Consider the following 20975-nt stretch of genomic DNA (forward strand, 5'->3'; position numbering starts at 1 on the left):
CTTTCTTAGCCGCTGTCTTCGCTTCTGGTTGTGGATTTACATTGTTTACTTCTGTTGTTCCATCTGTCTTAGCTTGCGTTACTGCGTCATTTGTTCTCGCATTGTTGATTGCTTCTTTTGCTGCATCTGCCTTAGCTTGTGCATCTTGTTTAGCTTTAGCTTTTTCTTCATCAGTTAGATCGTTATTTGCTTCGATTGCTTTGATCTTCTCAGCTAATGCATCGTCTATTGCTTTCTTAGCCGCTGGCTTCGCTTGTGCCGTTGGGTTTACTGAATCTACACTTGTTGCTCCATCGTTTTTAGCTTGAGTAACTGCATCGTTTGTCGTAGCGTTATCGATCGCTTGTTTTGCTGCATTAGCTTTTGCTTTCGCATCTGCTTTCGCCGCAGTCTTTTCTTCATCAGTCAAGTCGTTGTTCGCGTCTATAGCTGCTTCTTTTGCTTTTAATGCTTCATCAACTGCATTTTTCGCATCACTTTTCTTTTGACTTGCTTGTGGATTTACACTTTCAACATCAGCAACACCTGATGTTTTTTCTCTGTCTACAGTTGCATTTGTTGTTGCATTGTCGATTGCTTGTTTCGCTGCAGTTGCTCTTGCTTGCGCATCTGCTTTCGCCGCTGTTTTTTCTTCGTCTGTTAAATCCGCACGATCGTCAAATTGTGCTTCTTTCGCTTTAAGTGCATCATCTATTGCTTTCTTAGCCACTGGTTTCGCTATCCCCGTCGGGTTTACTGACCCTACACTCGTTGTTCCTGATGTTTTAGCTGAGTCCACAGCTGCATTTGTCGTTGCATTAGCGATAGCTGTTTTCGCTGCAGTCGCTTTTGCCTGTGCATCTGCTTTTGCTGCATTCTTCTCTTCTGTCGTTAAGGCATTATTCGCATCAATTGCTGCTTCTTTCTCTCTTAAAGCTGTATCGATAGCTGCTTTTGCTGTATCTTTCTTCGTTGCCACAGGATTATCATTGCTAATCGCTGTCGTTCCTGATGTTTTCGCATTATCTAATGCAGCTTTTGTCGTTACCGAGTTATCATTAATCGCTGTTAAAGCTTTCGTCTTATCGGCATTAACTTTTTCGATTGCAGCTGCTTTTTCTTCTGCAGTTGCGTTTGTATTCCTATTAATTTCTGCAATTTTATCTTCAGCAGCTTTATTAACTGCATCAATAGCTGGTTGTTTATTTAAACTTGTATACTCTGATAAAGATTTTGTATCAGTTGAACCATCTTTATATGTCACAACAAGATTTCCGTTAGCATCTTTTGTGATCGTAGAAATTCTTGTTGCTTGATTATCTACAGCTTGTCCTCTCTTACTTGTAAGATTTGCATCATCGTTAGTTTGAGAATATTCTATTTTTACTTTTTCTTTAATTTTTTCAAATTCTTCTGCAGTTACATTCGTAGGATCTACTACACTTACCTTACCTTCAGGTGCTTTAATATCGTATTTCGATGTTTGATTTTTTACTACAAATTCAACATATCCCGCTATTTTTTGACGTTCTGCAGGATTAGTAGTTGCATTAATTCTTCCGTTGAAAGGTGCACTTTCTCCGTTGTTGTCGTCTTTTGCAACGATAACACTTGTCCATTTTTTACCATCTCTTAAGTTAGTAGTTCCAGTCATTTTAATCGTAGCAGTTTTCTTATCTTCAGAAACAGAACCCTCTCCACTAGTAACTGCACCATCAACAACATTTCCTACTGCTAAACCAAAACTAGTTGCATTATTATAGTTAATATCACCAGGACCACGAAGTTTTAGATCTTTAACCTTAGATTCATCCGTTGCAGTGAATGTTAAATCTGTCTCTTCTCCAGAATATATATATATATATTTCTGTTCGCTTCGTTTGAATATGGCAGATTAACAACTGGCGGAATATTTTTTTGTACAATTTCCCCTACTGGTTTTGTCTTTGTAGAACCATCTGTAAATGTAACAACAATATTATTTCCAACGATATTAACAGATTGAATAACATCCTCTGGGTGTTCTACTAAAGTTCCACGTTTATCAGCAAACCTTGCATCTTCGTTTGTTGTTGAATATTCTAATTGAATACTATCTTTGATTTTCTTTAAATCTTCCGCTGTTGGGTTGGTTAAACTACTTACAGAAATCTTTTCATCCGTACCTTGAGATCTTAATGCATACTTTTTCGCTTGTGATTTTAATACTAAGTAGAAATATCCCGGATCTGTTATATCCGTACCTTTTTTAAGATTCTCTCTTCCTTGATCATCAACTACCTGTACATAACGAGTACCAACGTTTAATGTTTGATTTTCTTGTTTTGTATACTGCGGCATATTTTTTAGTATGTCATTTGGACGACCAGTAATGACGATTTTTGCAGGATTTGCTTGACTCGCATTTGATGTAACACCAGCTGTTTCTTCACGATTTATTACCGTAGCTGTAAATCCAAATTCAACATCTAAGTCATTATCCGTACCTGCAACATTAGGGAATCTTTGTCTTGATCCTTTCTTAATCGTTGCATAACGGATCTTTCCTGTTTCAGAATAAACTGGAATCTCCAATGAAAAGTGCTCTTCGTTATAGATATAGATTTTCTTCTCATCTGGAATCGAGAATGTGAAATCTACCTTTGGATCTTGGTTAACAGCTGCACGGAATGCAGTATTCTTCGCTATTTCTTTTCCATTACGAGGATCTTTTGCTCCTGTGTTTTCAATTGAGTTAGTCTCGACTTTCTTCTCCGTGTTTTCTTCTTTATTACCTGCAGTTTCTTTTGAAGTTGTAGACTCAACTACTGGAGTTTCTTTTTTCTCAACTGTTTTATTTCTTAGTTTCGAGTTAACAGAAACCACTAGCTTTTGATATGTTTTAGTTAGTTCTTCTTGTGTTTTTGCACTTTCCAAAGTTACTTTTGCTGTATTTAAGTCAGCTACTAAATTAGCTACACTTTCTTCTGTTTTGTTCACATAAGCCCCACTTGAAATCTTTCCTTCGATTTCACTAATAAAGCTTGATAGTTGTGTTTTATCTAATGTTTTTACAAGATCTTTTTCAGCTACTTTTTCAGTTTCCTTTATTCCTAATTTTGCTGCTACACCTGCTGCTACTTCCTCTTTTGTTGTTTCCTTGGCAACTGAATTACCAACTACTTTTTCAGAGATCGCTCCACCTAATGTCGCACCTTCATTTTTTGAATTATTTGTTGTTGTGTTTTTTGAAACTTCTTCACTAGCTTGTGCCACTGCTCCAGCACCAAAAAAGATACTTGCACCTATTACTACTGATGCAGTACCTATTTTGAATTTTTTGATCGAGTAAGTTTCTACTTTCGTTCCTTCTTTTGTTTTCTTTAAATATTGATTATTTTTTCCTATCACCGATGCATCCCTCCTTAAAAATTTATCGCTTCGACTTAACTAACTTTTTTCTTTATTCTAATGAATAATAAAACATAGAAAAATATGCATTACTATCCTATTTTATAATCATTATTTTATAACTAATATCTTATCAAGTTCCAAAACTTTTTTCAAATTATAGGCACTCATAAATAGTACAATATATATTAAATTACAAAATATATTTTCTGATATAAACAAACTAAATTATCATTAACATTATCACTTTATATACTTTATCAAAAATACTTAAAAATAATGACAAAAATTAGTTTTCATCACCTTTGAAAAATATCCTTTTCTCTTTAAAATTTAATGTTTTTTTACTTCTTTTATACTTGTTTATATAAATCATATAATTTGAAAAATATTTTTCAATTATAGTTTTGTTAAAATGATCATAATTAGTCCAATATAAAATATTATAATATAGTTACATAAATTTTAGTTAAAGTATATATGTAAACTAGCGTTAACTTTTTTAGAATTTACATAAATTAGACTTTTATTATCTACAACAAGAAAGGGACTGACTTGGCAAAATTGATTTTGTGAGTCAGCCCTTTATCATTAATATATTATTTGTATATTTTCTCTAAAAATATCTTTCTTACTGAACAGAAATTCGTATATTCTAGCTACTTTAATATCTTGTTCGAAGTTCATACTATTTTTGCTATTCAAAAGTGGATGAAGATTAATTTTACCATTTCTATTAATTTCTCTAATAATAGCTGCTTTATCCTTTTTTACAGCTAGTACTCTAAAATTATTAGTAGAAAAATATTTTTTGTAATTTTCTTTTGTAGTATTTGTTAGAATATGAAGTAGTACCCTCTGAATTTTTTTATTACTATACCTTTTTGTCGCTATTAAATTTACTAAATCATTATAATTCTCTGCCTTAAGCACCGCTTCATAAATTCTATTTTCTAATCCTTCGCTAACATCATAAATTTTCTCGATTCCCACTTTACCTAAGGTTAAAATTTTATATTTTAAATATGGGAATAACTCTGCTTCAGATGCTATATTTTCTTTCCTCAAATCAGCAAGCATCTCTCTTGAAAGATATTTTTCTATCTTTTCATCATTTATATTATTCCTTATAGCCGTCGCACTAAGATGCACTTGTTCAGAAACGTCACCACTATTTAACCCTTGACCTTCTCTTTTTACAGGAATCAGTTTAATATCTAAATTCACTTCTCTAATAGCTTTATAATAACTATACGCTAAACTAAAATTCGGATTATTATTTTTCAATCCATATAATACACTATTGATTTTAGCGTAGTTAAGACCTGTTTTTAATAATTTCTTATATTCTTCTCCATTTTCATTTTGCTGTTTTGTGTAAATTTCTTCAAACATTCTTACATCTTCATTTTCAGTCCCAAAGATTAAATGAGTTATCCCGGCACCAGACAATATCTCTATACTCTTTTTAGCAAAGTCGTCACCATACGCGACACTTCCGAGATAAGGTAGCGCAAGGACTAGATCACAACCACACCTAACAGCTTCCTTAGCACGAATATATCCATCTACTATCGCAACTTCACCTCTTTGGGTAAAAAATTCACTCATTACACAAATTACTTCTCCATTATTTTCATCAGCTATTTTCCTTGCACATTCTATTAAATATCTATGTCCACTATGTAATGGATTAAATTCTGCAACTATTCCAATTCTCATTTTTCCACCTCTTTTTTACTATTTTTGTGTAAATATAAAGATAGCGAGTTTTTTACTTAATGCTTTTAAATACTAAGTAATCTCCTCGCTTTTCTTATTCTTTATCTTTGTTCTCCTCAGTGTCCTCTGTTGGATTAGACACTATTTTCTCAACACTATTATCTTCAAATATATCTACAGTCCATCCTACAAGACTTCCATCTTTCGCTGTTACCTTACTTATAGAAAATTGTCTAGGTTTTTTATCTCCTTCAGTTAACTTCTTAACCTCTTGTTTTCCAAAATCTAAAGCTTCCTTTTGAGAATTAAAGACTTTACCAGTCGTTCCAACACCTTCTAAATCCGAAAGTTTTTTCCCATTATAATCTTGGATCTTAGCATTTTTTTGAGATTCATTACCACTATTTCTAATTATTGTTTTTTCCTTATTTTGTATAACTTCTTTTTTGTCATTATTAGATTCAGCATCTTTCTTTTCAGAGTTTTCTTCTTTTTTTACCTCTGTAGATTGATTATTATCTTCATCATGTTTATTGTCTTTCGTCTGTTCCACCTGTTCTTGTTTCTTTTCACTTTGTGATGAATCCTTTTTCTGAACAGGTTCCTCCTTACCAAAATAACTGATTGTTAAAAAAATAATAATCGCAATAATACATGATAAAATGCTATATATCATAATTTTATTTTTTTTCATAATTTTCATATCCTCTTTCATACTTACCCTATATTATACCACTTATTATAATATTTTGCTAAAATTAACAGATATTTATTCTCTCTTTTTTATGCATAATAAAAGCACAGTCTCTAATGTATTCCTAAAGACTGTGCATTTGAATTCTAACCTTCTTTAATATTTACAACAAATTCACCTTTGTTATTTCTATCTACAGTATAACTATAGTGTTTTTTATTTTCTTTTGCTAATCTAGATATTTCTTCATTAGCATATTTTTTAGCATCAGCAGAACTCCCATATGTTCCTTGTGATGATGTGTTACTAGAAGATGAACTATTATTATCTTCTTTATTATCAGCATTTACTTCTTCTTTCTTAGTAGTAGCATTATTACTGTTTGAAGCAGTATTTCTGTTGTTAGTTGGTCTATTACTTACAGATCCGTTATTATCACTTGACTTGTTGCTTTCTGATTTAGAAGAGTTTGAAGATGATGAGTTATTTCCGTCATTAGAATCTTTATTTTCTCTGTATTTCTCCTCATCACTTTTCTCTTTTGACTTAGACTTAGACTCGTCTTTGTCTCTAGTTTTTGATGAAGATACATCTGTAGTATCATTATCCTTTTTCTTACTCGAACTATCTCCACCAGTGAAATAACTTATCCCTATGAATAGCGCACTACATAAGAATATAGCTAATACTATACCCCACAATACTTTCAATAATCTATTATCTTTCATTATATTCCCCTCCTTCGTTACTAATATATTATAATACTATTTCTAGTATATTTCCACTACTTTTTTATTATACTCTATTCAAATTAAATTGTACTTAAAACTTTTACTAAAACTGAACAATAGAAAAAAATTTTTTTGACAAATTATAGCTAGTTATTTCGGTAAGTATAATGTCAGAGGCCAAAGACAAATTACAAACAACAAAGGAGATTTCAAAATGAGTATATTAAAAAAAGTTTTACATTTAAACTATGGTGAAGAGAAAAACCAAAAACAAGTTATTAAAAGTTATAACTTTGAGGTTGCACCAAACACTGAGGACAACATTTTAAAAGAGGTTGGAGAAGAATTAAAAAAACTTATCGATAAAAATATTGATACTATTACTACCAACACAAAAGAAGCACTATAATTTAGGAGGAAAAACACATTATGGAGAAAAAATTAAATATTTATTTCAATACAGAAAATAAAAAAACTTATCACATCGCTTTATCACATCCAAAAGAAAATTTAAGTAAAGCTACTGTTGAGGCTGTTGCTCAAAAAATTGTTGATACAAAAGTATTTAACAACGAAAAACATACTCTAACAGGTTTTAAAAAAGCTACTTACGTTACACGTGAAGCAAGCGAACTTCAATAATAGAAGGGAGGGAGGTGCGGTTAATTCCGCACCTTTTTTTATGGATATATTAAATTTTATTAATACTGTAGGATTCCCTATTTTTGTTGCGGTATTCTTTTTATTAAAATTAGACAACACTCTACAAAACATAGGAAAAAATTTAAATGAACTTACTCGTATTATCGAAACAAAATTAAATCTAGATATTGACAACAAATAACACAAACAAAGGGAGTAAATATTATGACAAGTCAACAAACAATGGTAAATTGGGCTAAAGATAATGTATATAAATGGATTGATATGGATGGTATGTATGGTGCACAATGCGTCGATCTTACTATGGCCTACGTAAAAAACTTTGCAAACTTTCAAATATACGGCAACGCTATAGATTATCTAACTAACTCTATACCTCCTGGTTGGAAAAGATATTACAAAGGGGATGTAGAAGTAGCTCCTGGAGACATAGCAATCTGGCACTGGGGAGATTGGGATAAGTACGGACATGTAGGAATAGTTATTGAGGTAAATGGTAGTACTATTACCTCTGTAGAACAAAATGTTGATGGTACCCCAGAACGTGGAGGTATCGCTCGTATCATGAGTCGTGATGATACTTATCTAGTTGGGTTCATAAGACCTAGTTACGATTCCAGTGAAGAATGGTCTAGAATCCCAGAAAACGGTTATTTTACTGTAGGAGTTTCGTCAATAAATGTCAGAGTTAAACCAAGCAAACTAGGGAAAATTGTTAATACATATTACGAAGGTGAACGAGTATATTATGATAGCTACGTAATCAAGGAAGGTTTTGTTTGGATCAGCTACATTTCTTACTCAAAAGAACGACATTACTTAGCTACAGGAACCCATGATGGAAATAGAAGAACTAGTAGCTGGGGAAAATTTGAATAATTATTTATAGATTGATTTAAATCTATATAATTCAATCGGACTGATTTTTTCCATCAGTCCGATTATTTTACATATCTATTCAAACGATAAATTCTCATAAAATAAAAAAGCGACTGGAAAATTCCAATCACTTTTTATTATATTTCTTTTAATTATTTAACGCGGATGTATACTGCTCCACTACCAACGTTTGCAGAGTTAAGCGCTGTTTGGTTACCTAACCATCCACCGTGAACTGCTTGACCGTTACCTGCATAAACTGCGATGTGAGCTGCTCCTAATCCACCATTTGCGTAGTAAACTAAGTCTCCAGGTTGAGCTTGTGATGCTGGAACTACAGTTCCTAAGCTCATATATCCTGCTGGCCAGTCGTGGAAGTTGATTCCTACTGCTTTAAGAGCATTTGTTACTAGCATTGTACAGTCTTGGTATCTACCTAATTGAGCTAATGCCGCTTGGTAGATTGCTGCTCCTTTGTTTGAAGAAGCCGCTTGAGTAGTTGCTGCTGCCGCTGGAGCTGCTGGTTTTGCTGCTACTGTCGGTGCTGCTGTTGCTACTGGAGTTTCTTTTTTAACTTCCGCTTTTGGCGCTACCGCTGGAGTTTCTTTTTTAACCTCTGCTTTTGGCGCTACTGCTGGAGTTTCTTTTTTAACTTCTGCTTTTGGCGCTACTGCTGGAGTTTCCACTTTTGAAGTAGCTGCTGCTGGTTTTGCAGGTACAGTTTGAACTGTGTCTACTTTAGCTACAGTTTTTTCTGCAGTGTTTTCTACTACAGTTGCTTTTGCTACTGTTGCTTCTGCTTTTGGTACTGAAACTTCAGTTTTAGCAGCTGCGTTTTCACTTACTTTTAATACTGTTCCAACATAAATTAAGTTAGGATTTTCAAGTTTGTTTAATTTAACAAGTTGGTCTACTGAAACACCGAATCTGTTAGAAATTTTCCCTAAAGTATCTCCTAATACTACTGTGTAGTAACCTTCTTCTTTAGCTTGAGCTACTTGAGCTACTGTTGTGTTGTAAGTTAATTTATCCCCAGGGAAAATTAATGAACTTGTTAAGTTGTTGTCTTGCATAAGTTGATCAACAGTTGTTCCGTTGTTGATTGCGATATCCCAAAGAGTATCACCTTTTTTTACTGTATATGTATCTGCATCAGCGATTTGTGATAAACCAACACCTACTGTTGATACGATTGCCGTAGCGGCTACTAATTTTTGTAATTTACTCATCTATTCTAATCTCCTTAAAATTAAGTTCGAGTCAAGCGACTCATTTTTTACTAAATTCTATTTAAATTTCTATTTTCTAATTTCTAATGTTTATGTCTAATTTCTAACGTCTAGATTTTCTTTCGAATCACTTCGATTGCTTTATAACTTCAACGTAATACCATTATATGTTGAATGTATCGGTTTTTCAATACTTGTAACAGTTTTGTAACAATAACGATAACTCCCTGTTACATTATATTATTATCGTAATATTAATTCTTTTATCAAGCAATTTAATTGCATTTGAAACGTTTTTATAATATAGTAAATCTGTAATTTTAAATTTAATATTTAGGGGGTTTTATGACAGATTTTAATACAGCTAGTTCTGTCTTAAAGATGGGCCTTGTCTTTTTAGAAGGGCTACTATCTTTTCTTTCTCCTTGCGTAATACCTATATTACCTATTTATATCGGTATTTTAGCTGGAAAAAAAGAAATGAATGAACATGGAGAACTAGTTTTTAATAAACGTAACACTATTACAAATACACTTTCATTCGTACTTGGTATTTGTTCAACTTTCTTCATCCTAGCTTTTACAACTAGTTTTATCAGTATTTTCTTAAACGAAAATATTAAAACTTTACAAATTGTTAGTGGTGTCTTAATTATTTTTATGGGGCTATTACAACTAGGTGTCTTCAAGATAGGATTTTTAAAACAAGAATTTTCAATAAAAAATAAAGTTAAGAGAAAAGGAAATAAAACTACACCTATTCTTGCTTTTCTAATGGGATTCACCTTTAGCTTCTCTTGGACTCCATGTATTGGACCAATCTTAGCTAGTGTTTTCTTATATGCATCTAGTCACACTGGAATAATGAGTGTTCTTCTAATCCTTGCTTATTGCTTAGGATTTATCTTACCATTCATCCTTGTAGCATTCTTCGCTTCAAAATTATTAGAACTATTCAAAAAACATACAAACATTCTAAAATATACACAAGTTATCTCAGGAATCATACTTATCTTAATAGGTATCCTAATCCTAAGTGGATCATTTATCACTTTAACTAGATACTTTACTTAAACTTGTGATTTCAACTGGAGGAAATTAATATGAAAAAATTGACAATACTTAGCGCAACTCTTCTAAGTGGTGCTCTTATTTTAAGCGCATGCTCGAGCGCTTCTGAAAAAAAAGAAGAGACAAATAAACAAACTTCTACATCTTCATCTAGTGAAACTAAAGCTACTCAAGCTTTTGATTTTACAGCAATGGATAAAGATGGAAAAACTGTAAAACTTAGTGATTTCAAAGGTAAAAAAGTCTATATTAACATGTGGGCAAGCTGGTGTGGACCTTGTATGAGAGAAATTCCAGAATTAGAAAAAGTTTATCAAAAATATAAAGATAATAAAGACATCGTCTTTCTATCAATGACTTCACCTAATGATGCAGAATTTAAAAACCAAACTCCACAAGATAAAAGTAAGGATGTAATTCTTAAAAAAGCAAAAGAACTTGGTGCAACTTATCCTGTTCTTTTCGACGTTAAAGACCGATTCATCATAAACTACGCAATTCGTTCATTCCCTACTCACATTTTAATCAATAGTGATGGTACGTTTGAAACTAGAATTGCTGGGGGCGTTACTGAAGAATCACTAACTAAAGAAATAGAAAAACTTAAATAATAAAAATATCCGAATCTATTTACGTTACAAACTATCTCAAGCCTAACCCTTGCGATTGTGTAACTATTAGATTCGGATTTTATTTTATATGTAGATCCATTATTAGTTCATATCCTAGTTTATCATCCACTCTTCAATTAGTTTCTCATGAATATTTAAATCTTCATACTCAAAAACTGTAACTTTCTTTCGTTTAAATAAACTAGCTAACTTTTTATAAATAACAATATTTCGCTCATCATCTAAACTCGAATAACCAAAATAAATCTCCGCTTCAACATCCTCTGCATAATTTAACACATCAATCTTTTCTAACATTTCTAATAAGTAGTCCTCTTTTTCAGGATAATTACGATTATATTCTCGAATACCATCATAAACTCCTACATCAAGATTATTATCAAAAATAAATTTGAAATCTGTATTTTGCACATTAGAAATAAATAAATTTTGGACTTTTTTACCAACAGCAGCTGTGACAATACCAATAGCAGCCCCCTGACCTTTAGCAACAATCGTCACTTGCAAATCCGGAAACTCCCTCTTAAGAACATTCACTAAATCTATCCCATCTTGATAAGCATAATTATAATATAAATCATCCTCACTATTATTATTTAAAAATGGGAAATATATTGAAGCTGGTTGCTTATTTTCACTTCTTCCTCTATCTCCCCTCACATGAAGCGAGCCACAACTAAAACCTAAAACACAATATTTCATAAGCTTTACCTCGCTACTAGGCACTTCCTCATAATCTGGAATTTCTAATATTATCCCTTTATTATTATCTTTTTTCACAACAAGTTCGGTATAGATTTTTGAATTATCTATAGCATCAAATTCAATCAACAATAATTGCATCTCTGCATAATCTTTTAAAATACTAACATTATAATTTACTTCTCGTTCTCTCTCTAATTTCATTCTCTTACCTTCCTAACCCCATATTTCAATACAATTATACCTCAACAAGATTTAGAAAGACAGTATCCTAACTCATTGTCTCAAGATTCCAATAAACTATCATAAAAAGAACAATCCCCGACTTTTACATCGAGGGTTGTTCTTCGTAAGTTTGTTATATTATATTTAAGGTCTTTGCTTATTATTTTGCTTCTTTTACGTATTCTTGATCTTTAGTATGAATAGTAAGTCCAGTGATATTTTTTGTAGATTTAAAGAAGAAACTACAGATATATCCGAATACTAATGCACTTAAGAATGAGAATCCTGAGAAGATGAATGGACTTTGTTTAGCATAAGTTGTGTAGTCTTGGATATACCAACATACAACACCTGCTACTAATAATCCTAATAATGCTCCAGCTCCGTTTGCACGTTTAGTAAAGATACCAAGTGCAAATGTACCAGCTAAAGGCACTCCTAGAAGTCCGATATATTTAAGGAATAAATCCCAAGTTTCTTTTTGGTTAGTGTTAACAAAGTATAATGCTGCAATTGTTCCAAGTACACCTGCTACAATAATGATAACACGAGCTAATAGAACGTCTTGTTTAGCATCTTTACTTAGTCCGAAGAAACGTTGTTTAATGTCAACTGTGATACAAGCAGAAATTGAGTTTAAACTTGATGCAATAGTTGATTGAGCAGCTGCTAAGATAGCTGCGATAACTAATCCAGCGATACCAGCTGGTAATGCTGTTAAGATGAAGTAAGGTACTAAAGCTGTTGTGTTAGCTGCTTTACCTACTACTTCAGCGTTCATGAAGTCTGGTAATTTAGTTACAGCGTGGCTACCTTTGTAGAAGCTGTAAAGAACTGTTCCCATTCCATAGAAAATTGGAATAGAGATGAATGCTAATAATCCGTTAGTCCAAAGTGATTTATTAGTTTCTTTAACTGATTCAGTAGTACTATAACGTTGAACTACGTCTTGAGAAGCTGTATATTGTTGTAAACTGTTAAATACTGATCCAATGAAGATGATTGGAATAGTAGATGCAGTTAATGACCAATTAAATTTCTCAGCAGTTACAATTTTACCATTTGCTAAAGCATCATGAGTAATGTGTCCAAATCCGCCTACGTGGTAAGCTCCTAAGATGATTACTAAAACAGCTCCTCCAAGTAAAATAATACCTTGGATAACGTCTGTCCAGATAACCCCTTCTACCCCTCCTAAGAATGAGTAAACTACACAAAGTAACCCGATTACTGCACACACTAAGAATGGATTAAGTGTCGATACTGATGTAATCGCAACTGTTGGTAAGTAAATAACGATAGCTACACGTCCAATATGGAATAGTGAGAATAACACACTTCCTACTACACGTACACTAGGATTAAAACGTTCTTCTAAATATTCATACGCTGTCGTTACATTTAATTTTCTAAAGAATGGAACATAGTAGTGAATTAATATCGGTATAATCGCGATAATTGAAAAGTTCCCTGCTGCATATGTCCAGTCACCGTTAAATGCTTTTTCCGGTGTCGCCATAAATGTAATGGCTGATAATGTTGTTGCATAAATCGAGAATCCTACTGCCCAAGATGGAATATTACCACCAGCTTTAAAGAATTCGTCCGTGCTTTCACCTGCTTTTTTAGTGAAATATACCCCTATACCTAGCATAGCTATTAGATAAACTGCTAAAACTATACTATTCAGTGTACCAAATCCTATTTTGTCCATGGTACTCTCCTCCTAATTTTTATTTACTTCTTATTTTTTGGGAGCGACCCAAAAAATCGTAATTTCAGAGAAATCGATTTTTCAAGTCAGTCCCTTATCCCTAATATACCCCTTATTTTTTTAAAAATTATAGGTTATAATCTTTAACTAATTTTTCAACTTCAGCTAATTTAGCTGGATCAAATGATTTCATAGGTTTTTTACAAGTTCCTGCATCAATTCCTTTAACTTTAAGAATTTCTTTAAGTGTTTGGTATAATCCTAATTCAAGAACTTTTTCAATTACGTCGTTTGCTTCGTGTTGAAGTTCATAAGCTTCTGCAACTTTACCTTCTTTAGCAAGTCTGAAGATTTCTTGGCTTCTTTGTCCGTTAACATTATATGTAGAACCGATAGCTCCATCTACTCCAGTAATAGCAGCTTGAACTAACATTTCATCAAATCCAGACCAGATAAGTTTGTTAGGGAAACGTTTTCTGAATCTTTCTAATTGATAGAAGTCTGCTGCAGTGTATTTAACACCGATAACTTTTTCATCTTCTAGTAATTCAGCGAATTGATCTAAACTAATTTTAACCCCTGTTAAGAATGGAATGTAGTAAAGAATCATGCTATTGTCAGTTGCATCGATGATTGTTTTGTAGTAGTGTTTGATTTCGTTGAATGATAGTGGGTAGTAGAATGGAGTAACTGCTGATAATGAGTCGTATCCTAATTCTGTAGCGTATTTAGCTAGTTCTACAGCTTCATTTAAATCTAAAGATCCAACTTGAGCGATAAGCTTAACTCTGTCCCCAACTACTTCTTTTACAAATTTAAAAATTTGTTTCTTTTGAGCTGTGTTTAATAAGAAGTTCTCCCCACTACTTCCGTTAACATATAGACCATCAATTTTACTTACATTGATGTTGTGTTCAATAACCTGTCTTAGTCCCTCTTCTTTAACCTCACCATTTTCGTCAAATGGAATAAGTAAAGCTGAATAAAGTCCTTTTAAATCTTTCATTGTTATAACCTCCGTTATTTGTTTTTATTATTTTAATTTTTGCATTTATTTAACACATTAAATTTTAACACACTTATATTGTAAAACGTTTTCTATCGTTTGTCAATAGAAAAAATCAAAATTATAATATTTTTTGAAACCCTTTTATCTGTTAACTTTTAGGCTGTGACTAGTATAATTCAATCATTATTAATGTGTAGTTGTTTTATACATTATTTATCTAGTATTTGTCTAGCCTTCTATTATCTATTTAATACATTAAACTTTTAAATACAAAAAAGGAGCGACTCGAAAATCATAATTTCAAAGAAATAGATTTATCGAGTCACTTCCGCTAAGTTTATTAGATATTAAAACTTTCTTTAAATATCAGTAAATTCCTAGATCTATGCACTCTTATATAAATTTTTTTTAGGACTTTTGGGTCAGTCACTTTAATTTAAGACTCACATTCTTTAGAACATTCTATCTATCATAGCTTCCGATTAGGAACATATTTCCTTCTAATGTATACGATGAGCAAGCTGTTGTTAGAATAAAGCTATCTCCTTTTTTTACATCATAACTAGTTCCATCAATTACCACTCTACCTTTACCATCAAGAACAGTAAATAAATTTCCTGTCGCAGTTTTATCTAGCGAAACCTGACCTTTAACATCTACTTTATAAACAGAAAAATACTTCTCATCTGCTAAGTATGTTATAGTAGCTCCATCCAACTTCTCCTCTTTAGGACTTGTTGTAGCTTTTTCAAAAGGAACTTTTGTAACATCTTTTGTTTTTTCTATATGTAGTTCGCGAGCATTTCCATCTTTATCAACACGATCATAATCGTAAACTCTATATGTTGTATCAGAGTTCTGTTGAACTTCATAAATTAAAATTCCTTCTCCAATCGCATGAAGTGTCCCCGCTGGAATATAGAAGAAATCTCCTGCTTTTACATTTTTCTCAATAAACAGCTCATTCCATTGCTCAGCGTCTATTTTACTATTAAACTCTTCTTTTGTTTTAGCAGTATGTCCATATACTAATTTCGCACCTTCTTTAGCATCTAATACATACCAACACTCAGTCTTACCTAGCTCTCCATTCTCATTTACTCGCGCATAGTCGTCTTCAGGATGCACTTGAACTGACAAATTATCACTAGCATCTAAGATTTTAATCAATAACGGAAACTTATCATAAGTTTTTTCTGTAAATAACGTAGGTTGTTTCTCGTAAGCCTCTTTTAGTGTCAATCCTGCCAACTGTCCATTTGTTATTTTTGAACTTCCATTATCATGAGCTGCAATTACCCATGCTTCTCCAATATTTCCTTGTGGAATAGAAAAATTAAAACTTTCTAAATTGCGTCCTCCCCATATTCTTTCACAAAATACAGGCTCTAAAAATATAATTTTATCCATTTTCTTCTCCTTTTATTATATACCTACGCTTTTATTATACACTAAGTAGGTTACTTTATATAGCAGATACCTTATATTTTTTTCAATAACTTATTTTCAAAAAATCGTTTTTATGGTAATATATCGTTGTAAAGAAATTTAAAAAAATTAACAAAAATCAAAGATTGATATGTCTTTATTTAGAAAGTAGGTATAATATGTATTTAGGAATTGATATTGGTGGGACAAGTATAAAATTTGCTGTGTTTGATGACAACTACAAAATCATTCACTACGAAACTTGTAAAACACCTGACAACGTAACTGTAAAAATTACTGATGAGATGTTTAGAATAGCAAGCAAAATCCGTGAAACTTACAACTTCTCTGCAGCAGGAATTTCTGCAGCAGGAGTTATCGATAATGTACACATGGAAGTAATCCGTGCCGCTCCAACTATTAAAAACTACCTTGGAACTAACTTCAAACGTGATTTTGGAGATAGACTAGGTATTCCAGTATATGCTGACAACGACGTTAACTGTGCTCTACTTGGTGAACAATGGCTTGGTGGAGCTAAAGGGCTAGATGAAGTATTCTGTATGGCTTTAGGAACTGGAATCGGTGGTGCTTACTACTTAAACAGCCTTCCTTTCGGATCTAACTTCGGTGTTGGAGAAATCGGACAATCTGTTTATGACTTCGATACTAAAACTACATACGAACAACGTGCTTCTACTATCGCATTAGATAAAAAAATTAAAGCTGAGATGTACGAAGGGCTAAGCGTCATCGAATTCTTCGATCTTTGTAAACGTGAGGATACAACTGCATTAAAAGTACTAGACGAATGGCTATTTGAGCTTGCTCGTGGTATCGTTAACTTACTATGTATCTTAGATCCAAAATACATCGTAATCGGTGGGGCTGTATCTGCTCAAGGTGATTACTTATTAAACAAACTTGAAGCTAAAGTACGTGAACTACACCCAATCGAAAATAACCAAACTAAATTCCTAGCGGCCGAACTAGGAAACGATGCAGCTCTATACGGAGCAATCAGCCCATTTGTAGAAAAATAAAATATTAAAACCAATCCCCTCTTTACCTAAAAAGTAAGGAGGGGCTTTATTTTTTATTGTATTCTATCATCTTATAATATATAATAAAAATGAAAAACATTGTTAAGGAGGTACTGTTATGAATTTAGACCTAAATGAAAATGACTTAACTATCATGGGGATTAAATTCGATAATATTAAAGATTTTAAAAGTGTCTGGTATGCCCTTAGTACAAACATCATTGAAGGATGGACACCGACATCCAACGATGTTATCGAATTAAAGAATAAGCTTATTTCAATTTCAAAAAAATATGAGTAGAAATAAATACGAAGAATACACCTATATAGATTATGATAATATCCTTAAAAAAATATGATAGTTTACTCAAATTCCCCCTCTTTACCTAAAAAGTAAGGAGGGGCTTTTTTTCTTTCATCTATATCTCTCTAGTTCTAATACTCCAACTTATGCAACCGTTTAATTTTTTTCTAATATTATTAAAATTTTTCTTTACAAAGTTCAGGATAAGTGATAATATAAGTTTAAGTTAACACATTAAATTTTAATAAGTCTATTTTTATATTAATTAATCAAGGAGGAGTCAACTTGAAAAAATACGAAAAGATTATAAATGACATCATTTTAAAAATACAAACTGGTATTTTTAAAGAAGGTGAACAACTCTATACAGAAAAAGAAATAAAAGAAATATATAATGTTAGTAGTACTACTGCCGTACGTGTACTAAATGAACTAGAGTCTGCCGGGTATATTTTTAGAGTTCAAGGTAAAGGAAGTTTTGTTAATAAAACATTAGTTAACAAAAAAGTTTTAGTTACAGAAAATAACAACTTCCACAAACACTTTAAAGAATCAGTATCTGAACACTCTGAAGTTGTTGAAGCTGAGATTATTCAAGATAAAGAACTTTGTTCTAAATTAAAATTAAAAAATCAAAAACTTCTAAAAGTAGCTCGTATAAAATATATCGGTAATATCGCATGGGCTCACCAAACTAACTATATTCCAATAAAATATTTACCTGATGTTAATATTAATGATATAGATAGTTTCAAAGAGCTGGCTACTATGATTAGAAAAAAATATCGTATAGATATTCACCAAGAAAAATCTAAAAAAATTATGAACGTTATAGTTGATACTCCTGAAGAAATTGCCAAATTTATCGCAAAAGACGGTGAACCATGTTTTGAATTCGATAGGTACACTTACTTCGGTGATGGTAAAATTTTCGAATATGTAAAAATATATATAAATTATAAATACTACAGCTTAACCATTAAAGATTAAGCTCTGATTGGAGTTAACTATGGATAAAAAAGAAAAAATCTTAAACCAAATAAAAGGTGGAATCATCGTTTCTTGTCAAGCATTACCTGGAGAACCACTTTATGTTGAAGAAGGTGGAATCATGAAACTTATGGCACTAGCTGCTAAAGAAGCTGGAGCCGTTGGTATCCGTGCACAAGGTGTTACTGATATAGTTCAAATTAAGGAAACAGTAGACTTACCTGTTATCGGAATTATCAAACAAAGTTACGAAGGAATGTCTCAATTCATCACAGCAACTATGAAAGAAGTAGACGCCCTTGTAGAAACAGGTTGTGAAATCATTGCCTTAGACTGTACTTTACGCCCTCGTTTTGATGGTACAACAATTAATGATTTTGTTGCAGAAATCAAAGCTAAATATCCTGACATTATTTTAATGGCAGATATCGCTACTTTCGAAGAAGGTGTAAATGCAGAAAAAATAGGTATTGATTTCGTAGGAACTACCTTAAGTGGTTACACAGAAAATACAAAAGATAGACCAAATGAAGCAGACTTAGATCTTATCAAAAAATTATCTGAAACTATTTCTGTTCCAATCATAGCTGAAGGACGCATCCACTACCCTGAGAATGCTAAAGCAGCATATAATGCAGGAGCATTCAGCGTAGTTGTAGGTGGAGCTATTACCCGTCCAAAAGAAATAGCAGCTAGATTTATCGATGCAGTGAAATAAGAAAAACCAACTCTGAAGAAACATTTTCAGAGTTGATTTTTTTAGCTATAATTGATGATCTATTATCCAAGTTGATAAATCTTCAATAGTTGCTTGACTAGAAGCGACATTAAGAATAATAGAATATAATTCTTCTTGTGAATATTCCAATTCTATTCTGTTTAGAGCCAAAAAGACTAACATGGCATGGACCCCTATCCGTTTATTTCCATCAATAAATGGATGATTTTTTACCAATCCATAGCATAATCTCGCTGCTTTTTGTTGAATTGTTGGATACATATCCTGATAATTAAATGTCTGAAATGGTGCATTGATTGCAGATTCTAACATCCCTAAATCTTTTACTCCATCTAATCCTCCAAACTCAGAAATCAAATCTTTATGAAGTAAAAGTATTTGATTAGTTGATAATTTTATCATTTTGCCAATACCTCATAAGCCTTTTTATTTTTTTTCATTAAATTTTTAGAAAGTGCTAATACATCTTCATCCGAGGCTTGTTGAGTTTTTTCAAATTCATTAAATTCTACTAAAACATATCGTGGTGCATTATTTTTCAATATAACAACTGATCCATTTTCATCTACCATTCTTGCTATCTTGGAGAAATTCTGATTTGCTTCTGTTATTGAAACTAAATTATTTGTGTCTATATTCATACGTAACACCTCCTTTTCATATTATTATAATAAAAAAATAGGATTAATTCAACCTATTTTGTACGATTAAAAAGTTCTAATTGACAGTTGATCAATTAGAACTTTTCTTTATATTACTTTTCCCAAGCACGTCCATCGATGTAGCTTGATTTTCTATAATTTTCTTTCATTGGTTTTACCGGCATTATTATCGATAACAGTATATATATCAATATCGGGCTACCGAATGAGGAAATACTCGCTAATAAGAATAGTACTCGTAAAAAACTAGCACTTATTCCAAATCTTTTACTTAAACCACTGCATACCCCAGAGACTAAAGCTCCTTCGTATGATTTATAAATTTTTTTATCTTCTAAAAAATTAAGAAATTTATTCCAAATTTTATTTAATCCATCTATCATAATAAATTCCTCCTGACTTTATTGTTGATATTTTATTATTCTGACTTTATAAATATTATATCACATTTCTATGATATATATTAACCATTGTACTTAGGCGACTTTAAACTAAGTTTATATTATTAAAATTAAAAAAGAAATCATTCTTATTATTTAAGTTTTCTAAAAAATTTCAATTGCCATTTTTGTGTTTCTAGAGCTGTTGTATTCAAATTTACGCTCCAAGGCGGATAAAATCACATAGACATTTTTCCTTTACTATCTTTTGTCGAGAGAATTTTTCTACAAACAGCATCCTCATTGGGAATAATAAAAAGTCCTCTCTTGTCGTTATCGATCACTACAATAACGAGCTCATTCCCCAAATCTTCATTTGTATAAGGAATGTTCTTATTATTTTGATCTTTTTGCCAAAAAGCTGTAAAATATCCTTCTTTTTTAGGTGTTCTTTTTGCCAAGCGACATCTTTTATAACCTTGTTCTTCCTTTATTTTGATAAGGATACCTTCGTATTTTTCATTCCACTTTTCTTTTATAAATTCAAAATCACCATAAAACTCATTTAGAACCTCAAGTATTTTCATTATGACGTATGTCCCCCTTAACAAAATTTTTTTCACTTGAATTACTACATACCCCAGGTATAATACCCCCTCGTATGATTTATTATCTTTTTATCTTCTAAAAACTTGATTCATATTTTATTATTCTGATTTTATAAATATTATATCATATTTATATACTATATATTACTTGTTGTACTTAGGCGACTTTAAACTAAGTTTA

23 protein-coding genes and 1 pseudogene are annotated in these 20975 nt (G+C 31.9%); 10 read left to right on the forward strand and 14 right to left on the reverse strand.

Going from position 1 to position 20975, the window contains the following annotated elements; all coding sequences use genetic code 11:
- The 5 genes from ACWOA3_RS07275 to ACWOA3_RS07295 form a co-directional block, all read right to left on the reverse strand.
- A partial coding sequence (locus tag ACWOA3_RS07275) for a DUF1542 domain-containing protein (protein ID WP_456885031.1) occupies positions 1-1633 on the reverse strand: 1633 nt, incomplete at its 3' end.
- A 173-nt stretch (positions 1634-1806) separates the two neighbouring features.
- Positions 1807-3369, reverse strand: a complete 1563-nt coding sequence (locus tag ACWOA3_RS07280; protein ID WP_456885033.1) for a sialic acid-binding adhesin — start codon at positions 3367-3369, stop codon at positions 1807-1809.
- A 591-nt stretch (positions 3370-3960) separates the two neighbouring features.
- Positions 3961-5091, reverse strand: a complete 1131-nt coding sequence (locus ACWOA3_RS07285) for a tRNA(Met) cytidine acetate ligase (protein WP_456885035.1) — start codon at positions 5089-5091, stop codon at positions 3961-3963.
- Positions 5092-5185: 94 nt separating this feature from the next.
- Positions 5186-5785: a sarcalumenin gene (locus ACWOA3_RS07290; protein WP_456885037.1), complete on the reverse strand. Its 600-nt coding sequence runs from the start codon at positions 5783-5785 to the stop codon at positions 5186-5188.
- Between the two features lie 146 nt (positions 5786-5931).
- Positions 5932-6513 (reverse strand): hypothetical protein, encoded by a 582-nt coding sequence (locus ACWOA3_RS07295; RefSeq protein ID WP_456885039.1) that lies wholly within the window; start codon positions 6511-6513, stop codon positions 5932-5934.
- Between the two features lie 217 nt (positions 6514-6730).
- Here ACWOA3_RS07295 and ACWOA3_RS07300 point away from each other — a divergent pair, with 217 nt between their 5' ends.
- The 4 genes from ACWOA3_RS07300 to ACWOA3_RS07315 are packed head-to-tail and all read left to right on the forward strand — an operon-like array spanning position 6731 to position 8058.
- Positions 6731-6925, forward strand: a complete 195-nt coding sequence (locus ACWOA3_RS07300) for a DUF1659 domain-containing protein (RefSeq protein ID WP_271965472.1) — start codon at positions 6731-6733, stop codon at positions 6923-6925.
- Positions 6926-6945: 20 nt separating this feature from the next.
- Positions 6946-7158: a DUF2922 domain-containing protein gene (locus ACWOA3_RS07305; RefSeq protein ID WP_456885041.1), complete on the forward strand. Its 213-nt coding sequence runs from the start codon at positions 6946-6948 to the stop codon at positions 7156-7158.
- Between the two features lie 40 nt (positions 7159-7198).
- Positions 7199-7360: a YvrJ family protein gene (locus ACWOA3_RS07310; RefSeq protein WP_456885042.1), complete on the forward strand. Its 162-nt coding sequence runs from the start codon at positions 7199-7201 to the stop codon at positions 7358-7360.
- A 23-nt stretch (positions 7361-7383) separates the two neighbouring features.
- Positions 7384-8058 carry a CHAP domain-containing protein gene (locus ACWOA3_RS07315; protein WP_003147461.1) on the forward strand — a complete coding sequence of 225 codons (675 nt, stop codon included), beginning with the start codon at positions 7384-7386 and terminating at the stop codon, positions 8056-8058.
- A 152-nt stretch (positions 8059-8210) separates the two neighbouring features.
- On the opposite strand, the gene ACWOA3_RS07320 is transcribed toward ACWOA3_RS07315, so the two are convergent.
- Positions 8211-9287 carry a LysM peptidoglycan-binding domain-containing protein gene (locus ACWOA3_RS07320; protein ID WP_456885044.1) on the reverse strand — a complete coding sequence of 359 codons (1077 nt, stop codon included), beginning with the start codon at positions 9285-9287 and terminating at the stop codon, positions 8211-8213.
- A gap of 345 nt (positions 9288-9632) precedes the next feature.
- On the opposite strand from ACWOA3_RS07320, the gene ACWOA3_RS07325 reads away from it, so the two are divergent.
- Positions 9633-10361 carry a cytochrome c biogenesis CcdA family protein gene (locus ACWOA3_RS07325; protein ID WP_456885046.1) on the forward strand — a complete coding sequence of 243 codons (729 nt, stop codon included), beginning with the start codon at positions 9633-9635 and terminating at the stop codon, positions 10359-10361.
- Between the two features lie 29 nt (positions 10362-10390).
- Complete coding sequence (locus tag ACWOA3_RS07330) at positions 10391-10969, forward strand: TlpA family protein disulfide reductase (protein WP_456885048.1); 579 nt, start codon at positions 10391-10393, stop codon at positions 10967-10969.
- Between the two features lie 114 nt (positions 10970-11083).
- Here ACWOA3_RS07330 and ACWOA3_RS07335 read toward each other — a convergent pair whose 3' ends face one another.
- The 4 genes from ACWOA3_RS07335 to manA form a co-directional block, all read right to left on the reverse strand.
- On the reverse strand, positions 11084-11896 hold the full coding sequence (locus ACWOA3_RS07335) for an acetylxylan esterase (RefSeq protein WP_456885049.1): 813 nt from the start codon (positions 11894-11896) through the stop codon (positions 11084-11086).
- 181 nt (positions 11897-12077) lie between these two features.
- Positions 12078-13631, reverse strand: coding sequence for a sodium:solute symporter (locus tag ACWOA3_RS07340; protein ID WP_456885051.1), 1554 nt, complete (start codon positions 13629-13631; stop codon positions 12078-12080).
- Positions 13632-13758: 127 nt separating this feature from the next.
- On the reverse strand, positions 13759-14637 hold the full coding sequence (locus ACWOA3_RS07345) for an N-acetylneuraminate lyase (protein WP_003147455.1): 879 nt from the start codon (positions 14635-14637) through the stop codon (positions 13759-13761).
- Between the two features lie 465 nt (positions 14638-15102).
- Complete coding sequence (gene manA / locus ACWOA3_RS07350; protein WP_456885053.1) at positions 15103-16050, reverse strand: mannose-6-phosphate isomerase, class I; 948 nt, start codon at positions 16048-16050, stop codon at positions 15103-15105.
- A 197-nt stretch (positions 16051-16247) separates the two neighbouring features.
- On the opposite strand from manA, the gene ACWOA3_RS07355 reads away from it, so the two are divergent.
- The 4 genes from ACWOA3_RS07355 to ACWOA3_RS07370 all read left to right on the forward strand — a co-directional run bounded on the left by ACWOA3_RS07355 (position 16248) and on the right by ACWOA3_RS07370 (position 19123).
- Complete coding sequence (locus tag ACWOA3_RS07355) at positions 16248-17111, forward strand: ROK family protein (protein ID WP_456885055.1); 864 nt, start codon at positions 16248-16250, stop codon at positions 17109-17111.
- A gap of 118 nt (positions 17112-17229) precedes the next feature.
- Positions 17230-17412, forward strand: coding sequence for a hypothetical protein (locus ACWOA3_RS07360; RefSeq protein ID WP_456885057.1), 183 nt, complete (start codon positions 17230-17232; stop codon positions 17410-17412).
- Positions 17413-17700: 288 nt separating this feature from the next.
- The gene (locus ACWOA3_RS07365) at positions 17701-18405 is read left to right on the forward strand and encodes a GntR family transcriptional regulator (protein ID WP_456885059.1); all 705 of its coding nucleotides are present in this window, start codon (positions 17701-17703) and stop codon (positions 18403-18405) included.
- A 19-nt stretch (positions 18406-18424) separates the two neighbouring features.
- Positions 18425-19123, forward strand: a complete 699-nt coding sequence (locus ACWOA3_RS07370; RefSeq protein WP_456885061.1) for an N-acetylmannosamine-6-phosphate 2-epimerase — start codon at positions 18425-18427, stop codon at positions 19121-19123.
- Positions 19124-19168: 45 nt separating this feature from the next.
- Here ACWOA3_RS07370 and ACWOA3_RS07375 read toward each other — a convergent pair whose 3' ends face one another.
- The 4 genes and pseudogenes from ACWOA3_RS07375 to ACWOA3_RS07390 all read right to left on the reverse strand — a co-directional run bounded on the left by ACWOA3_RS07375 (position 19169) and on the right by ACWOA3_RS07390 (position 20773).
- The gene (locus ACWOA3_RS07375) at positions 19169-19546 is read right to left on the reverse strand and encodes a type II toxin-antitoxin system death-on-curing family toxin (RefSeq protein ID WP_456885063.1); all 378 of its coding nucleotides are present in this window, start codon (positions 19544-19546) and stop codon (positions 19169-19171) included.
- Complete coding sequence (locus tag ACWOA3_RS07380; protein WP_456885064.1) at positions 19543-19785, reverse strand: type II toxin-antitoxin system Phd/YefM family antitoxin; 243 nt, start codon at positions 19783-19785, stop codon at positions 19543-19545. The genes ACWOA3_RS07375 and ACWOA3_RS07380 overlap by 4 nt, the downstream gene beginning before the upstream one ends.
- Before the next feature lie 113 nt (positions 19786-19898).
- Positions 19899-20189 carry a PspC domain-containing protein gene (locus tag ACWOA3_RS07385; RefSeq protein ID WP_456885066.1) on the reverse strand — a complete coding sequence of 97 codons (291 nt, stop codon included), beginning with the start codon at positions 20187-20189 and terminating at the stop codon, positions 19899-19901.
- 149 nt (positions 20190-20338) lie between these two features.
- A pseudogene (locus ACWOA3_RS07390) lies at positions 20339-20773 on the reverse strand (MepB family protein).
- Between the last annotated feature and the right edge of the window lie 202 nt (positions 20774-20975).

The sequence above is a fragment of the Gemella taiwanensis genome, assembly GCF_054054385.1.